The following is a 16742-nucleotide window of genomic DNA, read 5'->3' on the forward strand; positions in this document are numbered from 1 at the left end:
AGAAATGGAACACGGTGCATCCGTATCATCACTTGTTATCGTAGTCGTAATCGCATTTTTAATACCGTTTATCTTACACCGCTTCAGACTGAACTTTTTGCCAGTCGTAGTTGCCGAGATTATCGCCGGGATTTTCATTGGACAAAGTGGATTTAACCTTGTTCAAGGAGATACATGGCTTGATACGCTATCAACGCTCGGTTTTATCTTCTTGATGTTCCTGAGTGGTCTTGAGATCGATTTCTCGGTTTTTGCGAGTAAAAAGAAAAAAGTAAAGCTTCCAAGCGGTAAACTCGAACCGAATCGTGTACTCGTATCGTTTATCGTCTTTATTTTTGTATTTCTTGTATCGTACCTATTGTCTCTTCTATTCGTTGTACTTGGATATACGGATAATGCCTTCTTTATGACGTTAATCATTTCAACTATATCGCTTGGTGTAGTGGTTCCTACGTTAAAAGACGCAAACATTATGAAGAGCAGTATAGGTCAAACGATTCTATTAATCGCCGTTATAGCTGACCTGGCAACAATGATTTTACTGGCGATTTTTGTTTCCCTGAATTCAGGGGGCGAAGGAAACATGTGGCTGCTTCTCATACTCTTTGGAGCAGGAATTTTGCTTTATTTCCTTGGGGCTTATTTCCGACATCTTTCCTTTATCGAGACGATGTCCAAGGGGACCATTCAGATTGGTACAAGAGCCGTCTTTACGTTAATTATCGTATTAGTCGGTATCTCTGAAACGGTTGGAGCGGAAAATATTTTAGGTGCCTTTCTTGCCGGTGCACTCGTTTCCTTGCTCTCACCTAATACAGAGCTCGTGCAAAAGCTCGATTCATTTGGATATGGCTTTCTTATTCCTATTTTCTTCGTAATGGTTGGGGTAGAGCTAGATATCTGGTCACTTTTCCAGGATCCTAAAGTATTAATTCTTATTCCATTACTGTTGATTGCGCTCTTTGCTTCAAAATTAGTGCCCGTTGTTGTATTGAAAAAATGGTATGATACGAAAACGGTTCTAGGTTCTGGCATGTTGCTAACATCAACACTTTCTCTCGTTATTGCAGCAGCTGAAATCGGGGAACGAATTGATATCATTGATGATCAGCTGTCATCTGCTTTAATCTTAGTGGCGATTATGAGCTGTATTCTAGCACCAATTCTTTTCAAGAAACTAATGCCGAAGCCAGAAGAAAGCTCTCATGCGAAGAAACTTGCGATCATCGGAGCAAACCAAATCACTTTGCCGATCTCGCTTGAACTTAATCCTGCCAATTATGAAACATCGATTTATCATACGAAGCAGGAAAAAGTGGATTCTGAGAAACAAAGCAGTCATTTTAAAGTAATTGAGCTTTCGGATTATAGCATTGATACACTAAAGAAAAGCTCTGTCTTCGATGCTGATATCCTCCTCATTTCTTCTGGAGATGATGAAACGAATTCGGATATTGCTGTATTCGCGAAAGAATATGGAACAGATCGCGTTATTGCTCGAATTGAATTAACAGAAATAGCCGATCAGCTAAGGGAGCTTAATATTGACGTTTTCTCCGTGTTCTTCTCAACAAAAGCCTTGTTAAAAGCGCTCATCGAGTCTCCTGGAGTCGTTAATATCTTCACTCGTGAAGAAAATGCGCTATATCAAATTAACATGAACAATGTGGAATACAACGGTGTGCCACTGCGCAGCTTCCCGTATCTCGGCGATACGATCATTGTACGAATTTTCCGAGGCAAGGATTCGATTGTCCCTCATGGTGACACTGAACTACGAATTGGCGATCGCTTAATTGTGACAGGAAGTAGCGATAGTGTAGAAGAAGTTCGAACGTTGCTAAGTTATTAATTTTCAACCCCCTTCTCTTAAAGAGAGAGGGGGTTTTTTTCGTTTAAATAAAGGGAGCATAAATGCGACGAACAAGGTGATACTTTTTACCATAAGGTTATAAATGGAGGGTGAAGGTGAATGGATGTTGAAAGTCTGAAAGTGGTTTGTCCTGTATGTAAAGAAAGTTGTGATATGGAAGATTCTCTTACAGCTCAGTCAAATCAAAACGTCATATTTGAGTGTCCAACTTGCGGTTATGAGAGACGAAATATTCAAACAAGTAAAGGATGAAGAAATCCACATGGTGCATGTTCACTAAAGCATGTTATACTTAGGACGTGGTGCTAATAACTAATAATAAATTCGAGGAGGAGCATGGATATGAACCTGTCTCTTGAGAACCGTACATATGTTGTCATGGGCGTTGCAAATAAACGAAGCATTGCCTGGGGAATTGCGCAGGCGCTTAGCAGTGCTGGTGCTAGATTGATTTTTACTTACGCAGGTGAGCGTCTAGAGAAGAATGTTCGCGACCTTGCTGGAACGCTAGATCGTGATGATTCTATTATTTTACCGTGTGATATTACGAATGATGAAGAAATTGAAGCGACGTTCGCTCAGATTAAAGAAGAAGTTGGGGTTATTCACGGACTTGCTCACTGTATCGCTTTCGCGAAAACAGAAGAATTAAAAGGCGAGTATCTTGAAACGACGCGCGAAGGTTTCTTGCTAGCGCATAACATTAGCTCATATTCACTCACAGCTGTTTCAAAAGCAGCTCGTCCACTTATGACTGAGGGAGGAAGCATCCTTACGATGACTTACCTTGGTGGCGAACGTGTTGTGAACAACTACAACGTGATGGGTGTAGCAAAAGCATCGCTTGACGCAAGTGTGAAATACCTTGCGAACGACCTTGGAAAAGACAACATCCGTGTAAATGCGATTTCGGCTGGGCCGATCCGTACACTTGCAGCCAAAGGAATTAATGATTTCAACTCTGTAATTAAAGAGATTGAAGAGAAATCTCCAATGCGTCGAACTGTTACGAAAGAAGACGTAGGAAATACAGCGCTATTCTTAATGAGTGATCTTTCTGGAGGAATTACTGGCGAGATGATTCACGTAGATAGTGGGTATAATATTATCGCGACATGAATGAAAAAACCACGACAAATGTCGTGGTTTTTTTTATGCTTGATCAGCGATTGAGATGCCACTTAATGAATTTGTATCAACAATATAAACCTGTGGAGATACGTCATTACAAGATTCATAAGTGAATTTTGCACAGTTAGTTTTATGATTATAGCTAACGAGTGTAAAAGGTGTTGGTCCTTTTATTCCTGTTTCAAGCATAACAAACCCTGCTGTACCTTTCATTTGAAGATAAACCTGTGGTCTTCTAGGAAGTAGCAATTCATGATGGTGGTGCGCTAGTTCTTTCAAGAGAGAAGAGATGCAATCGTGTTCTTTCTTATCATGCTTTTCCTCACATTTTGAATGGTGTTCCTCTTTTTCACACTTGCAATTACAGTGTACTTCTAATTTCCATTCTCCATCATGCTTCGTCCATTTTGAATGATGGTCGTCCTTATCGCATTTGCATTTACGCTGCTTATCTTCGTCTTTCTTATCGCACTTTGAATCATGCTTACGAGCCCACTTAGAATCGTAATATTTTTTACTCTTTGGACAGAATTCATCTGAGAATAAAGTACTCAATTAATCGACATCCTTTCTAAACATATTTACCCGATACTGAAAAGGTCAGGTCTACTATAATGTATTAAAGAAGGTACAAGTTGCACCGGATATTCAACCATTTATTAGAAATTAGGTGCAACGCTAGATAGAATTCGTCCAATTTTCTTTAGATTGAGCATATTGTCCATACAAGCTTGTATTGCTTTCATATGATTAATAGAACGGGAGTGGTACTACCGAAATAATAAAAAAGGATGGATGATATGTTACGACTTAAAGGACTTTTGTGCCAGATGAAGGCAAGCAATACTACAATTGACTACGTTTATACATTTAACACTCAAGAAGAATTAGGGGATCCTTATCTTAGTGGGGTTACAGTACAAGAAGTAGGGCATGACTTCGTTATTTTTAATCAAGTGGGATCAGGCGGATTTGGAACACTTGTAATGCCAATCGATAAAATAGTATGTATCGAATACTAATAGGTATTTAAAAAAGGTTTCAGATTTTGAAACCTTTTTTGAATAGGAGTGGAACTAGTTGAAGAGAATATCGATTCTTTTTATAACAAATGATGTTTCACATTATATAGATAAAAGTACTTCGTATTTAATTGCAGAATTACAAAAACAATCTGCTCTCACGATTTGGCATAGTCATGGCGACATTCAATCGATTCTATCCATGTTAAGAGTGAAGCCAGATTTTATTTTAATGAATGATTTTCATCCTACTTATGGCCGTTACATTACAGGATTAGAGAATACCGATATTCCGATCGGTATCATGATGCATGATTTGCATTACAAAGTTGCCTCACGTAAAAGAATGATGAAACGTGTTCAACCATCAGTTATCTTTACTCATTACCGAGACGCATTCATGGAATCATTTCAAGAATTTCAAAGCGAAATGGTCTGGTTTCCTCATCATGTACCCAAGGATATTTTTCATGACTATAAACTTATAAAAGATACGGATATTCTAATGATGGGATCCATGATACCGAAGCTATACCCATTCCGGAATCAAATGTACCGTCATTTAAAACAGAGGAAGGGATTTCTTTACCATTCTCATCCTGGCTATGACAAGGAGATCGAATCTGGAGTAGTAGGAGAAGTATATGCCCGCGAATTAAACCGTGCTAAACTGTTTCTGACTTGTAATTCCATTTATCACTATCCATTACTTAAATATGTTGAAACGCTCGCTTGCAATACGCTACTACTTGCTCCAGTAACTAAAGAACTAGAAGATTTAGGATTCAAGAATGAAGAAACCTTTGTGGCAATTGATAACAGCAATTTCTCTGAGAAAGTAAATTATTATTTAGTGAACGAGACAGAAAGACGGCACATCGCTCAGAAAGGCATTGAAATGGTGAGAGCACGGCATCTAACCTCAATAAGGGTCGCAGAAATGATTAAGCACATTCATAACGTAATATGAATGTGCTATTTTTTATGAGTTTTTCATCATATCAATAAATCGAGAAGCGTATTTTTTTGGATCCAAGTTGTAAGCGATGTGATTCTTCGCTTGAAATTTAAGGGCATTTCTTAACGTTTTATTTGTCAAAAGGTCTATACCTTGATTGACAGCATCACTCATATCGGAGAGGTCAATAAGTTTACCTGATTGATTATGAAGAACAAAGCTTCTTACACCATCTGAATCTGTCGTTACGACTGGACAGTGACAGCTGATCGCTTCAACTAATGCATAACCAAAGCCTTCCACTAACGAAGTAGAGCATAAAAATCCTCCTGAATCACCGATCATGGAAAAATACTTGGCCATTTCTACATTCGGTACATTGGAGTAACAAGTGATGATGTCTTTCAGTCTGAGTTTACTGCATGTGATTTCAAATGCTGTCTTTTCGCTCGCAACAGCCAATGTTGGGTCATGAAACATCCATATGACTAAATGAGGTTGTTTTTTTCGTAGTTCAAAAACGTATTCCAGGAAGCCACGCCAATTTTTATTGGACTCCAGCCGACCTACCCATCCGATAATGGGGACAGAAGAAATCGATGAAGAGCTGCTATATTTGAATCGATCTGTATCAAAACAATTATGGAAAGAATAAACTGGGAAGTTTGGGATGTATTTTCCCACTAATTTAGCAAGGTGAGGTGTGCGTGGATAAAAAATGGCATCGGCGTAGGTTTTCACATGTTGATTGGCTTTTTGCATCCAACGTTCAGCTTCTGATATTGTGCCGAGGCCTTGTATTTCATAAATTAACTTTCCTTTATATCCCAGAGAACGAATACGCTTAAGAAATAAATGATCGGAGCAAACCATTATAAGCGTATAGTGATTTTTTTCGATTAATGCTTTGATCTCTTGATCATTATTCGTCACATAAACAGGTATATCACGAATATTGGCATAGCCGCTTCCTTGCTGCATATACAGAAGTTCGCATGAGACGCCTGCTTCTTTAAGTGCAAGACATCTTTCTCGATTTAATGTTTCAACACCACCACTCGGTAAATAATAGACAAAAAGAACTTTCATCGTTAGCCTCCCATCCTGCTTTTATTACGTTATGCATGAAGGAAAAAATATCGAATAAAAAACGAGACCAATTTCGGTCTCGTTTTCTCATTATCCAAACGAAATTCCAGTAAAAGTTACGGGGCCAACTGCATTGGCGCTATCAAGAATAATAAGGCTTTGATCTAACTCTGCTCGTAGAGAGTAGTCATAATAACCGCCTGGAGGATTATTGTCGACCGCAGTGAAAGATATCGTTTGATAGTCTGCTACGCTCACATCAATGGAAACACGTGTACTGAAAATGACCATAGAGTTTCTGTAGATGGTAACTAGTACAGTTGGATTTAAAGCAGTCGCTCTAACCCCGATAGTCGCATTGAATTCAACTTCACTTACTTGATTCGGAACGTATAGTCCGAAGCTAGCTAGCGTAACACGGGAAGGTGAGCGTGGAATGTTTCGAACGATTGAGTTGCTAAAAGCTGTTGGAATGCTTTTGTTATAATCAAAAATTTGCTTAGGCATAAAAGACCTCCTCCCTTATAAGGATAGCTTATCCTATGCGGACTACAGAGGGAGGGAATAGACAGGCCTCTCCCTTTTAGAAAAAAGGGCATTAGAAAGTAGTTTTTAAAAATTAGGAGATTGTCCATTGCGGGTTACCATTTCATACATAAGTTAATTAGTGTAAAAAAAGTGTAAGAAATGAGGGCCGACATGAAGGTTGCGACAATACTGGGCACACGACCAGAAATTATTAGATTAAGTTTGATCATTGAAAAACTCGATCAATTAGCTGATGAACACATCCTCATCCATACAGGACAGAATTCAGCACCTTCTCTCCGAGATGTGTTTTTTAAAGAAATGGGCATTCGATCACCAGATTACATGCTTTCAAATACAGCTTCTTCATTAGGAGAACAGCTATCTTTCATGTTCATGAAGGTAGAGAAAATTCTTCTCACACATCAACCAGATCGTATATTAATTCTGGGAGACACGAATTCAGCTTTATGTGCTGTGCTTGCGGAGCGTTTAAACATCCCTGTTACCCATATGGAAGCTGGAAATCGCTGTTTTGATCTTGAAGTACCTGAAGAGAAAAATCGTAAGGTGATCGATGCTGTATCTAGCTATAATTTGCCCTACACACCTCAAAGTAGAGAAAATCTATTAAGAGAAGGGTTTCCATCTAACCGAATTTACGTTACTGGTAATCCTATTCTCGAGGTACTAACACACTATGAAGCTTCTATTCAACAAAGTGACATTTTAAGTTCGCTAAAGCTAGAAGAAAAAGACTATTTTCTAGTGACGATTCATCGAGCTGAGAACGTAGATCATCCTAGAAAGTTGAAAGAAATCTTTGATGGGTTAACGCTCATTGCGATGGAATATAAGAAGAGAATTATTTGCAGTATTCATCCAAGAACCAAATCAAAATTAACGGCCGAATATGCTGATAGCTTGGACTCGCTTATTGAACTGCATGAACCGTTTGGGTTTATAGACTTTGTGAGACTTGAGAAGTCAGCGTTCTGCGTTCTAACAGATAGCGGAACAGTGCAAGAAGAATGTTGTTTGTTCCGAGTACCAGCTGTTACAGTTCGATCCACCACTGAACGTCCTGAGACGATCGCATGTGGAAGCAATATGATCTCAGGCATTGATGCTGCGAGTATAAAACGAGCTGTTGATGTGATGCTTTATCATCAACCAAATTGGATGATTCCAACTGGTTATGAGGATTTAAATGTGTCAGACCGCGTAGTGAAATTTATTTTAGGAGGAATACAAATTGTTCCGTGACCAAACGATACTGGTAACAGGAGGAACTGGATCCTGGGGCCATGAGTTAATTAAACAGCTGTTGCAGAAATCGCCAAAAGAAATTCGTGTTTTATCGAGAAATGAAACGAGCCAGGTTGAAATGAAGAGGGAATTTCATCAAGACCCACGACTAACATTTCTAATCGGAGATATTAAAGAAAGAGAAGGTTTATTAGAAGCTGGTAAGGGCGTTGATTATTTATTTCACCTTGCTGCATTAAAGCACGTGCCTGTTTGTGAAGACCAACCGATTGAAGCTTTAAATACAAACGTTATCGGCACACAAAATGTGATTAAAACGGCCATCGAGAATAATGTGAAGAAAGTTGTTTACATTTCAACAGACAAAGCTGCAAATCCATCTAATTTCTATGGGTTTTCAAAGGCAATGGGTGAGCGGTTGATCATTCATGCGAACACGCTCAAGTCGAATACTACCTTTGTATGCGTGAGAGGTGGAAACGTCCTAGGAACAAATGGAAGCGTCATTCATGTTTTTAAGAACCAAATTCAAAACAAAGCTGAGATCGGCATTACTCATCTTGAAATGACGCGTTTCTTCTTAACAATTGAAGATGCCATTAAACTACTATTCAAAGCCACATATGAAAGTAGAGGCGGCGAAATTTTTGTTATGAAGATGCCTACTTGTAAAATAATTGATCTTGCGGAAGTTCTCATCGAGTCCTCTGGCGTCAAGAATGTGAAAATACGTGAACAGGGAATAAGACCAGGAGAGAAGCTCCATGAAATTCTTTTCTCGGAATATGAGAGTCAATCAACAGTATACTACGACAAAGAGTACTTCGTTATCTTGCCTGCAATCAAAATTACTGGTTTGAATGAGAGATATGCGAACTTTCAACCTGTTACTCTAAAAAACTATAACTCTGGTGAAGACGTTATGACGAAAGCAGAAATCAAAGCCATGCTTATTAAAGGTGGGTTCATCTAATGAAGCTGCTAGTACTTGGAGGAAAAGGAATGGCAGGTCATGTTCTGACTGCCTATTTCAAAAAAAAGCATAAAGACGTTTATTTCACTTCAAGAGATGCTAGTGATCCGCACGGGTATGTGTTAGATGTTCTTGATACCGTGCAATTAGAGTCGGTAATCGATGAAGTCCAGCCGGATGTTGTGATAAATGCGATTGGGGTGTTGAATGAGTCTGCAGAACAAAATGAGCAACTTGCTTTTCAGGTTAATGCATTACTGCCACATCAACTTGTGAAATTAATGAACCGGAGAAAAGGTAAAGTTGTTCATATAAGTTCAGATTGTGTCTTTAAAGGAGATAAAGGCAACTATACAGAATCAGATCAGCCTGATGGAATCACGGTTTATGCCAAATCGAAGGCGCTCGGAGAAGTGACGGAATTCCCTCATTTGACAGTCCGAACTTCCATTGTAGGACCTGAACTAAAGGGAAATGGAATTGGTCTCTTACAATGGTTCCTCAAACAGAAAGGCGAAATAAAAGGGTTTGATCAGGCGTTCTGGAATGGGGTTACGACATTAGAGCTTGCGAAAGCGATCGATTCTTTAATCCAACAAGAAACGACAGGGCTATACCATCTGCATGCACCTGAGACAGTTTCGAAATTTGAGCTACTTACTCTTTTTAAAGAAGTATTTCAAAAGAAAGATGTAACAATTGTCCCTTCTAGCGAATTAAAGTTAGATCGAACGATTGTTCATACTCGTACTGATGCTTTTTACGACGTACAACCTTACCGAGCTATGCTTCAGGAGTTAAGAGCATGGATGAAGGATTATGCCTAAACAAACGGTTCTTGTTACAGGAGCAACTGGTTTTACAGGGGCTCATGCCATTAAGAAATTAAAGCAGGACTATCATGTTATTGGAATATCCCGCAGTGCAAATCCTAACATGCTTCGTGTAGATCTTAGCGATCAGTATGCTGTAAATGAAATGATGGCCAAAACAATGCCCGATATGATTCTTCACTTAGCAGGACAGAACCATGTCCAACAGTCCTGGGAAGAACCAATCTCTACTTTTGAAACGAACGTGCTCGCTACGCTTTATCTTTTGGAGGCAGCTAGAAAACACGTCCCAAACTGTCGGATTGTCGTTGTTGGATCTGCCCTCCAAGCAGAAAAATCGTATCCTCACCCATATAGTTTTAGTAAATCACTCCAGGCCAACTTAGCAAAAGCCTGGGGAGATTTATATGGAATGCAAACAATCTTAGCTGTTCCATGTAACTTAATCGGCCCGGGTCCATCTACTGGTGTTTGTTCAGCGATTGCAAGGCAGCTAATTAACGAAGAGAATCGGGATAAAGAGAAAGAAATACAATTATCAAATGCTTTTGCTACGCGAGATTACCTTGATGTGAGAGATGCAGTGAGAGCATATCAAATGCTTCTAGAGTATGGTGAAGTAGGCATAGCTTACGAGATTGGAAGTGGGTGTTATCGAACCCTAGAAGAAGTTATCGCTGAATTTCAAAAGCTAATACCATACCCTATAAACGCATCATATCTAGAACGCAAGAAGGAACAGGCATCAATGAATTCATCTATCAAGATGAACAAACTTGGTTGGAAGCCAACTATCTCATTTGAAAAATCTCTTAGAGATATGATGGAGTATGCCAAAAATTCTTAAAAGAAAAGAGGGAGAGTATGAAGAAAGTATCAATCATAATCCCATTTTATAACTGTGAATATATTGATGCAGCGATTGAAAGTGCGTTGGCCCAGACGTATAAGAACGTTGAAGTGATCGTGATTAATGATGGTTCAACGCTCTATACAGAGAAAATTAAACCTTACTACGGACGAATTCGCTATATTGAACAGGGAAATAAAGGGACAGCAGGGGCGTTAAATATGGGGATTGCTAATGCAACGGGAGAATACTTTACATGGTTAAGCGCTGACGACCTTTATCAACCAAATAAAGTAGAAAAGCAAGTGACTGCGCTCGAACAGTCTAATCACGTTATAGGGTACTCCTCTTATGTATTGATAAATGAATTTGGAACAGTAACGAGCGGATCAGTAGGCGTGGCTTTTCCTAATCGACTATCTTTCTTAAAGCATTTAAGGCAAGGGTGTGCCATTAACGGGTGCACGGTCATGGTGAAATTGGAAGTGCTCCGGGCATTAGGAGGTTTTGATGAAACGTTAAGATTTACACATGATTATGATTTATGGGCACGTATTGCGAAGGATCATGCCTTTTCTTATATAGACGAATGTCTTGTTCAATACCGGGTGCATAGTGAGATGGGAACACAACGGCACAGTGAAGCCATTCGAACAGAACTTCGCCATGTGAAAAAGAAAGTGAGAATGCTCCTTCAAGAAGCGTATCGGAAAGAACGTATGCAATTATGAAATTCACCTTCCCAATCATTACTCTATGTAAAGGCGGCGCACAAAGAATGCTGGCTGAAATAACGAATGGTCTTGTAGACCATGGCCATGAAGTCATCATTTTGATGCCAAAAACCGGTGTGATTGAATATCCAATAAAATCAACTGTCAAACGAACGGCAGAGCTATATGGGATACCAGAATCCTCTTATCCGAAAGCAGATGTTATTGTATCGAACTATTATACGCTTATTGACGCCGCAGAAAACGCTAGTAGGAACAAGAAAGGTATCCACATAAGAATTAGTCTGTGTTACGAACCAACCTTTTTACCTGAACAAGAATTATCATTCCCAAGTTATCATGTAACGCCAAACCTCATTGTATTATCGAAATGGCAGCAAGACCTGATTCGATTAAATCATGGCATTACAGGCTCAATCGTACCTGTAGGGATTAGTGACCAATTTTATAATATGGGTACACGGTTATTAAATAAGGTCCCTAATCTCACAGCGATACTAAGAAGGCCAGAGGGAGGCCATTCCTGGCATCGTGAGCAAGATTACCTGTTAGAGCAACTGGCTATTGTTCAAAAGTCATACCCCAACGCCAAATACACATTGATTAGTCCACCTAATGAGTTGGCTGCTTCTAAAGCGCTTCAAATGATTAAAGCATCAGGGAAGTATCGCTACCTAACACCGGCTGATGATCGAGAGTTGGCTTATCATTACAATGAAGCAGACATATTTGTTAATTCTTCTACTTATGATACGGCTTCACTTCCTGGACTTGAAGCCATGAAGTGTGGAGCTGCACTCGTCACAACGTATAACGGAGGTAATTTAGATTATTGCAAACACGGTGTGAATTCCCTGCTTTCTTACCGCTATGAAAATCGACTAGCAGAAGATGTTATGACACTACTAAGCCAACCAAACTTAAGAAATGAGATCGCATTAAATGGAGAGAAAGAAACAGAGAAATGGACGTGGAAGCGAAGCGTCGACGCCTTTTTGAATGCTGTTCATTCCATAAGAAAAACGACCGGATAATCCGGTCGTTTACTGTGTATTAGGTTTCCAAGTCGTTTTCCCGCATGTGCGGCATCCTTTTATTTGAGTAGGTCGCGACTTCCTCGTTCTTCTTGTACGTTTCACTTTTTTATATAATTCTTGAATATCTGACTTCTTCATCCTTCTCCTCCTGATAGGCTTCTCTATACCTTTGTACATCTTATTCTGCTAGGAAGAGTAAGGTGTGAAGTTGATTACTTCTTCTGTTGAAATGGGTTAATGACTGATGTTTTTCGCTGATTATGATTAAACTTAAATGGATCAAATGGAGAGGGTTCAAAAAGTGTACTAGACTGAGAAAAAGGGTTGATTGGCTGATGATTTTGATTTGGTGAAGTCGTTTGTGGCTCTGTTTTTTGTTGAGGAACGATCGCATCAGGAACATCGGGCCACTCAGACGGAGGATGATCCGTTTTTTGATGTGATGCAAGCGTTGGATTCACTTTTTCTAAAACGTTTGTAACTAATCTTTCATACATACCGATTGAAATGTGATGTACCGGCTTGAAATAGGGTTTCATATAATATTGAATGATCATATAGGAAATCCATTCAATTGCAGTATAATGATCATCTTCTTTAATAAAGCAAGTCATTGTGGATCCATTGAAAGGAAGCCAGGCATTTTTGTGAATTCTTTTTTGTAAATCTAGGCTCTTATAGTCGAGTGCTTTCGGGCGTACTTTTTTGTTTCCAATCAAAATGGATAGTGGAGAAGCGAGGTGAGATGTTACATCCATTGTGATCGATAGGTCACTGTTTTCTTCCATATGTGTAGCATCGATTCCCGTGTGCCTTACTAACTCCATAAGGGAATACGCATAGTGGCTCCACTCGGAAGTGAGATGCAGCTTCTTCCCTTCTAAAGGCATCGTAAGAACATTGTCGTTCATCTGTAGCCCCCAGTATGGGAGAAGTAATAATAGTGCATTTAATTCTTCGCTTGAGAGCTTACAAATCACTTTCTCTTTCCAGATGAGATTTATCAATAAATCTTCTCCTTTCTTCTCCATGAGAAACGCATATGAAATTTGGGCAGCTCCTTCTGTTGCATTTCTGTGCTAATTCCATAGTATGTAGTGAATCAACCTATCATGTGAAAGAAAGGAAGGAACGATATGGGTCACAAACAACATAAGCAACGCACCGTTCCTACAGCTACAAATAGCCTACAGGATGAGTGCATTCGCGTTCAAAAAGTATACGATTGGGTAACCGATCAGCTTTCTGTAAAGAAGAAAATCAAATTTACAGATCATGAGCTTAAAAAGATCGAATGTGCTATGGAAGATCCAAGCCGCCGTCCACTTCGTATTGTATGTAAAACACCAGAAGCACCTCCTTTGTTCCCACTCTCAGGCAGCGAGCATACAGAAGATGACTTTTTCTGTGAACAAATTGGAGAAAAACGGGATGTTAGCGTAGCAATCCCTGGTGGGGGATTTGCAGATGCTCAACTCGTTGACCTTTTATTTACAACTGATGTAAAGGTGAAGGTTGTCGACCGACATGGCGATTTAGTAACAGAGGTCGATTGCAACGCATCTGTTCTTGAATCATTTGTGCTATGCTTCCCGAATGGAACAGATCTCTTCTGTCGAATCACTAAAATTGTATGCCGCATTCCTTCAGGAACTGTATTATTAAACTGTCCTGCACCATCTTCATTTGATCTAGAAGTTATTTTCTGTGTAGACATTCAAGTAGAAGCTGAAGTGAAACTAGAGGTTCTTGCGAAGTTCTGTTCACCTCGTGACAACGATCTAATTGCACCTGACTTGATCGATGAATGTCCTCCAATTGAATTCCCGGAACAGTGTCCAGACATCTTCCCGCGTCCAAGTTGTGATTGCTCACTAAGTGGTGAAGCGAGTGGAGAAATAGACTGTGATGATGATTCTGGTAAAGCAACATTGCTTGTAAACATTTGTGATAATTGTAGTCTTACTGGAAGCTCTATGAAACTTAATTTCCATGACACAGACTCAAGCGATGGAAAGAACGACTTTACATTCACTGCAACGAGTTTTGATCAAGATACTCTTAAGTGCGAAGAATGTGGAGATGGTTTGAAGTTTATCGTTGAAGGTAGCGGTGTAACGGATCGCGGTCGTACGTTTGACTTTAAACTTGCTGTAGTTGACGCAGACGATGATCAGTGGTTTGAAGTGCATTTATTAAACCGTAGAGGAAAAGTTGTCTTTAATACAGGAACTGTGGAAGTTGAAGAAGGCGATCTTACCGTTGATGATTGCATCACATTTGATGATATTAAGTACAAGAAACAGTCATAAATCAGTAGTGCAGGAGATCATATCCTGCACTTTTTTGTTATGAAAAGAGACCTATCACTCATACATATAGAATGTAGCGCTGGTTAGAGAGGGGGAGGTTCCATGCAGGGTGAAAAATTGAGTTATTCTCGCCTCATTTCACGTACGAAATATTTTCAAGAAAAATCGCTGGAACTTGAGAAAGAACTTATTTTTGCGAACGATCAATTAGCTTCGCTTGAGAAGCAAATCGAGTTAAGTAAGGAGCAGGAGAAAACGATCGCTCATTTGCAGGAAGAGTTGAATTTATTAGAAAAAGAGCTTGAAAACCAGGCAAAAGAGCATGTGCTTATTAAGGAAGAAGTAGAAGAGAAGAAAAGTATTGGGCAAGATGATGTAAGGATACAAGGATATGAAAACCTTCTTGCAGAGATGCAAATAGAGATCAATGAAAAAGACAAGCGGCTTCAGCATTATCAAGGAAAAGTGAAAAACCTTGAGAAGCGGGCGCAGTATCAAAAGAACGAAGAAGTATCAGAGTCAGTCAAGGAAAGAGATGAAATAGCTGAGACTTACGCTGTGAGCTACTTCAATACTTCTATAATTATTAGCGATAAGCAGACGGTTATGATTCGTGGAGATTTACAAATTGAAAATTGCGGAACAACGAAATTGCGTAATCCTCTTGTTTGCTTCCGCTTTTTGCCGAGAGAAGCAGCTACCTTAAAAGGGCGTATTTATTCCATTGATGATGTAGAAACAAAAGGTGTTGATGCAAGCGATCGAATTCAGTGGGTATTTCCTGATCATGATTGGTTAGAGAAATCAAAAGAGAAGGGGGAAATTTGGGTTTCTCCGTTACACCCAGTGATATTGAAGCCTGGAGATAAGATCGGGATCGAAAGTTTTCAAATCCCAATTAAATCTGAATTTAAAGAGCCTGTTATTATTGAAGGGTTTGTTTATTTTCAAAAAGAGAATTATAAAATAAAAGTTTCAAATCAAATAGCCTTGAGCTACTAATATAGATGGCGCCCATACCCACTATCCTCCTTTTGCATAGGATAATGTGAAGTAAGAGGATAAGAGGGGGAGGATTTAGTATGTCTGAGAAGAAGAGAAAACCACAGATCATTCATGTAGATCGTGTTATCATTAAAGCGAATGAAGTCATTATTAAAGAAGATCGAGATGATCATGAGTATCAGACTGATGATAACCGGAGTAATCGTCGTGATCCGTGGGGGTTTTTCTCATCAAACGAAACTGGTGGAGAAAATGAACGTAGAAAAGAAGAAAGAGATAATGACGATGATAACAAGGGATTTTCTTGGTTTTAAGAGCAGCTCTTTCTGCTCTTTTTTTTATGTTTTTACTTTTTGTAGAAAAATCCCCTCGTCTTGCTTCCATTCTAAAAGCAGTACTTCATGGTAGTGATCAATGTGTTCCTCTTCCAATGTCTTTTGAAGCCAATCCTCATTAAGACCAGCTTCCTTTAAATTTCCCCAATCCACTTCTCCATCAGAAATAATGGAGTAAGCAAGATAGCCTCGTCCCGTTTTAAGATTAAAATCTTGCTTAGTGGGTTCTTGATAGTTTGATTTCTTCAAAACACTAATACTTCCATTTGTTTCAAGAATAGCAAATTCAACCTCTTTCATCGAGAAAACATCTTTTTGTCGCAATAAATTTTGCAATTGATTAATATCAAGCTTGTTCTTCTTTAATTGCACACGGTTAATCTGGCCGTTATGAATGACGATCGATGGACTTCCTTCGAGGAAAGAACGCGTCCCGCGAAATTTTTGAGTAATCCATTCAACAACGTAGATCAATATGCCCCAAAGAAAAACGGAATACATGATGGAAAAAATATTTACATGCTTATCATATATTGCATTCCCCACTAGCTCTCCAAGGACTAAAGAAGAAATAAAATCAAATGGGGTTATTTGAGTTATTTGAGTTTTTCCTAGTGCTTTCGTTAAAATCAATAATGCAAGAAAACCGACCAGTAGTTCCAGCGTAATTGATCCAACATTCAAAGGATCACCTTCTCCATATTGTTTTGCCTTCTTAGGATGTACGAAAAAGGAAAAAATAAATGAAAAAGGGAAGGTAAAATTTATTTTGTATTTGAATACCCGGTGCATA

20 protein-coding genes are annotated in these 16742 nt (G+C 39.1%); 14 read left to right on the plus strand and 6 right to left on the minus strand.

The features are described from left to right. The first annotated feature begins 4 nt into the window (after positions 1 to 4). The 3 genes from Q4550_RS17210 (at position 5) to fabI (ending at position 2992) form a co-directional block, all read left to right on the plus strand. Positions 5 to 1852, plus strand: coding sequence for a monovalent cation:proton antiporter family protein (locus Q4550_RS17210; RefSeq protein WP_194221214.1), 1848 nt, complete (start codon positions 5 to 7; stop codon positions 1850 to 1852). Between the two features lie 120 nt (positions 1853 to 1972). Continuing rightward, entirely contained in the window at positions 1973 to 2125 is a 153-nt protein-coding gene (locus tag Q4550_RS17215; protein ID WP_303534851.1) for a hypothetical protein, read from the plus strand. A gap of 90 nt (positions 2126 to 2215) precedes the next feature. Then, positions 2216 to 2992 carry an enoyl-ACP reductase FabI gene (fabI, locus tag Q4550_RS17220; RefSeq protein ID WP_194221216.1) on the plus strand — a complete coding sequence of 259 codons (777 nt, stop codon included), beginning with the start codon at positions 2216 to 2218 and terminating at the stop codon, positions 2990 to 2992. A 33-nt stretch (positions 2993 to 3025) separates the two neighbouring features. Here fabI and Q4550_RS17225 read toward each other — a convergent pair whose 3' ends face one another. Beyond that, positions 3026 to 3559, minus strand: a complete 534-nt coding sequence (locus tag Q4550_RS17225; RefSeq protein WP_303534853.1) for a hypothetical protein — start codon at positions 3557 to 3559, stop codon at positions 3026 to 3028. Between the two features lie 245 nt (positions 3560 to 3804). Between Q4550_RS17225 and Q4550_RS17230 the strand changes: the two genes are divergently transcribed. Further along, entirely contained in the window at positions 3805 to 4026 is a 222-nt protein-coding gene (locus tag Q4550_RS17230) for a hypothetical protein (RefSeq protein ID WP_303534855.1), read from the plus strand. A 58-nt stretch (positions 4027 to 4084) separates the two neighbouring features. After that, positions 4085 to 4996, plus strand: a complete 912-nt coding sequence (locus tag Q4550_RS17235; RefSeq protein WP_303534857.1) for a glycosyltransferase — start codon at positions 4085 to 4087, stop codon at positions 4994 to 4996. Between the two features lie 12 nt (positions 4997 to 5008). Here Q4550_RS17235 and Q4550_RS17240 read toward each other — a convergent pair whose 3' ends face one another. Next, complete coding sequence (locus tag Q4550_RS17240) at positions 5009 to 6073, minus strand: glycosyltransferase family 4 protein (protein WP_303534859.1); 1065 nt, start codon at positions 6071 to 6073, stop codon at positions 5009 to 5011. A 90-nt stretch (positions 6074 to 6163) separates the two neighbouring features. Further along, entirely contained in the window at positions 6164 to 6580 is a 417-nt protein-coding gene (locus Q4550_RS17245; protein WP_303534861.1) for a hypothetical protein, read from the minus strand. Between the two features lie 192 nt (positions 6581 to 6772). Between Q4550_RS17245 and wecB the strand changes: the two genes are divergently transcribed. From wecB to Q4550_RS17275, 6 genes are read left to right on the plus strand one after another with little or no spacing between them, the layout of a single operon-like run. After that, positions 6773 to 7867 carry a non-hydrolyzing UDP-N-acetylglucosamine 2-epimerase gene (wecB, locus tag Q4550_RS17250; RefSeq protein ID WP_303534863.1) on the plus strand — a complete coding sequence of 365 codons (1095 nt, stop codon included), beginning with the start codon at positions 6773 to 6775 and terminating at the stop codon, positions 7865 to 7867. Then, positions 7857 to 8843 (plus strand): polysaccharide biosynthesis protein, encoded by a 987-nt coding sequence (locus tag Q4550_RS17255; protein ID WP_303534864.1) that lies wholly within the window; start codon positions 7857 to 7859, stop codon positions 8841 to 8843. The genes wecB and Q4550_RS17255 overlap by 11 nt, the downstream gene beginning before the upstream one ends. Then, a complete protein-coding gene (locus Q4550_RS17260; RefSeq protein ID WP_303534866.1) occupies positions 8843 to 9670 on the plus strand; it encodes a dTDP-4-dehydrorhamnose reductase family protein in 828 nt (275 codons plus the stop codon). Before Q4550_RS17255 ends, Q4550_RS17260 begins: the two co-directional genes overlap by 1 nt. Continuing rightward, positions 9663 to 10523 (plus strand): NAD-dependent epimerase/dehydratase family protein, encoded by an 861-nt coding sequence (locus tag Q4550_RS17265; RefSeq protein WP_303534869.1) that lies wholly within the window; start codon positions 9663 to 9665, stop codon positions 10521 to 10523. The genes Q4550_RS17260 and Q4550_RS17265 overlap by 8 nt, the downstream gene beginning before the upstream one ends. Positions 10524 to 10540: 17 nt before the next feature. Beyond that, positions 10541 to 11257 carry a glycosyltransferase gene (locus Q4550_RS17270; protein ID WP_303534871.1) on the plus strand — a complete coding sequence of 239 codons (717 nt, stop codon included), beginning with the start codon at positions 10541 to 10543 and terminating at the stop codon, positions 11255 to 11257. Between the two features lie 47 nt (positions 11258 to 11304). Continuing rightward, complete coding sequence (locus tag Q4550_RS17275; protein ID WP_303534872.1) at positions 11305 to 12294, plus strand: glycosyltransferase family 4 protein; 990 nt, start codon at positions 11305 to 11307, stop codon at positions 12292 to 12294. 9 nt (positions 12295 to 12303) lie between these two features. On the opposite strand, the gene Q4550_RS17280 is transcribed toward Q4550_RS17275, so the two are convergent. Together Q4550_RS17280 and Q4550_RS17285 are read right to left on the minus strand one after the other, a co-directional pair. Next, on the minus strand, positions 12304 to 12435 hold the full coding sequence (locus Q4550_RS17280) for a hypothetical protein (RefSeq protein ID WP_303534873.1): 132 nt from the start codon (positions 12433 to 12435) through the stop codon (positions 12304 to 12306). Between the two features lie 74 nt (positions 12436 to 12509). Beyond that, positions 12510 to 13304, minus strand: a complete 795-nt coding sequence (locus Q4550_RS17285; protein WP_303534874.1) for a hypothetical protein — start codon at positions 13302 to 13304, stop codon at positions 12510 to 12512. Positions 13305 to 13433: 129 nt separating this feature from the next. Here Q4550_RS17285 and Q4550_RS17290 point away from each other — a divergent pair, with 129 nt between their 5' ends. The 3 genes from Q4550_RS17290 (at position 13434) to Q4550_RS17300 (ending at position 15928) form a co-directional block, all read left to right on the plus strand. After that, positions 13434 to 14609, plus strand: a complete 1176-nt coding sequence (locus Q4550_RS17290) for a BMQ_0737 family morphogenetic spore coat protein (protein ID WP_194221229.1) — start codon at positions 13434 to 13436, stop codon at positions 14607 to 14609. A gap of 102 nt (positions 14610 to 14711) precedes the next feature. Next, complete coding sequence (locus Q4550_RS17295; RefSeq protein ID WP_303534876.1) at positions 14712 to 15611, plus strand: hypothetical protein; 900 nt, start codon at positions 14712 to 14714, stop codon at positions 15609 to 15611. An 80-nt stretch (positions 15612 to 15691) separates the two neighbouring features. Then, complete coding sequence (locus Q4550_RS17300) at positions 15692 to 15928, plus strand: hypothetical protein (protein ID WP_303534877.1); 237 nt, start codon at positions 15692 to 15694, stop codon at positions 15926 to 15928. A gap of 24 nt (positions 15929 to 15952) precedes the next feature. Here Q4550_RS17300 and Q4550_RS17305 read toward each other — a convergent pair whose 3' ends face one another. After that, entirely contained in the window at positions 15953 to 16633 is a 681-nt protein-coding gene (locus Q4550_RS17305; RefSeq protein ID WP_303534879.1) for a DUF421 domain-containing protein, read from the minus strand. Positions 16634 to 16742: the final 109 nt, after the last annotated feature.

The organism is Anaerobacillus sp. 1_MG-2023 (genome assembly GCF_030547345.1).
Lineage (GTDB): Bacteria > Bacillota > Bacilli > Bacillales > Guptibacillaceae > Guptibacillus > Guptibacillus hwajinpoensis_B.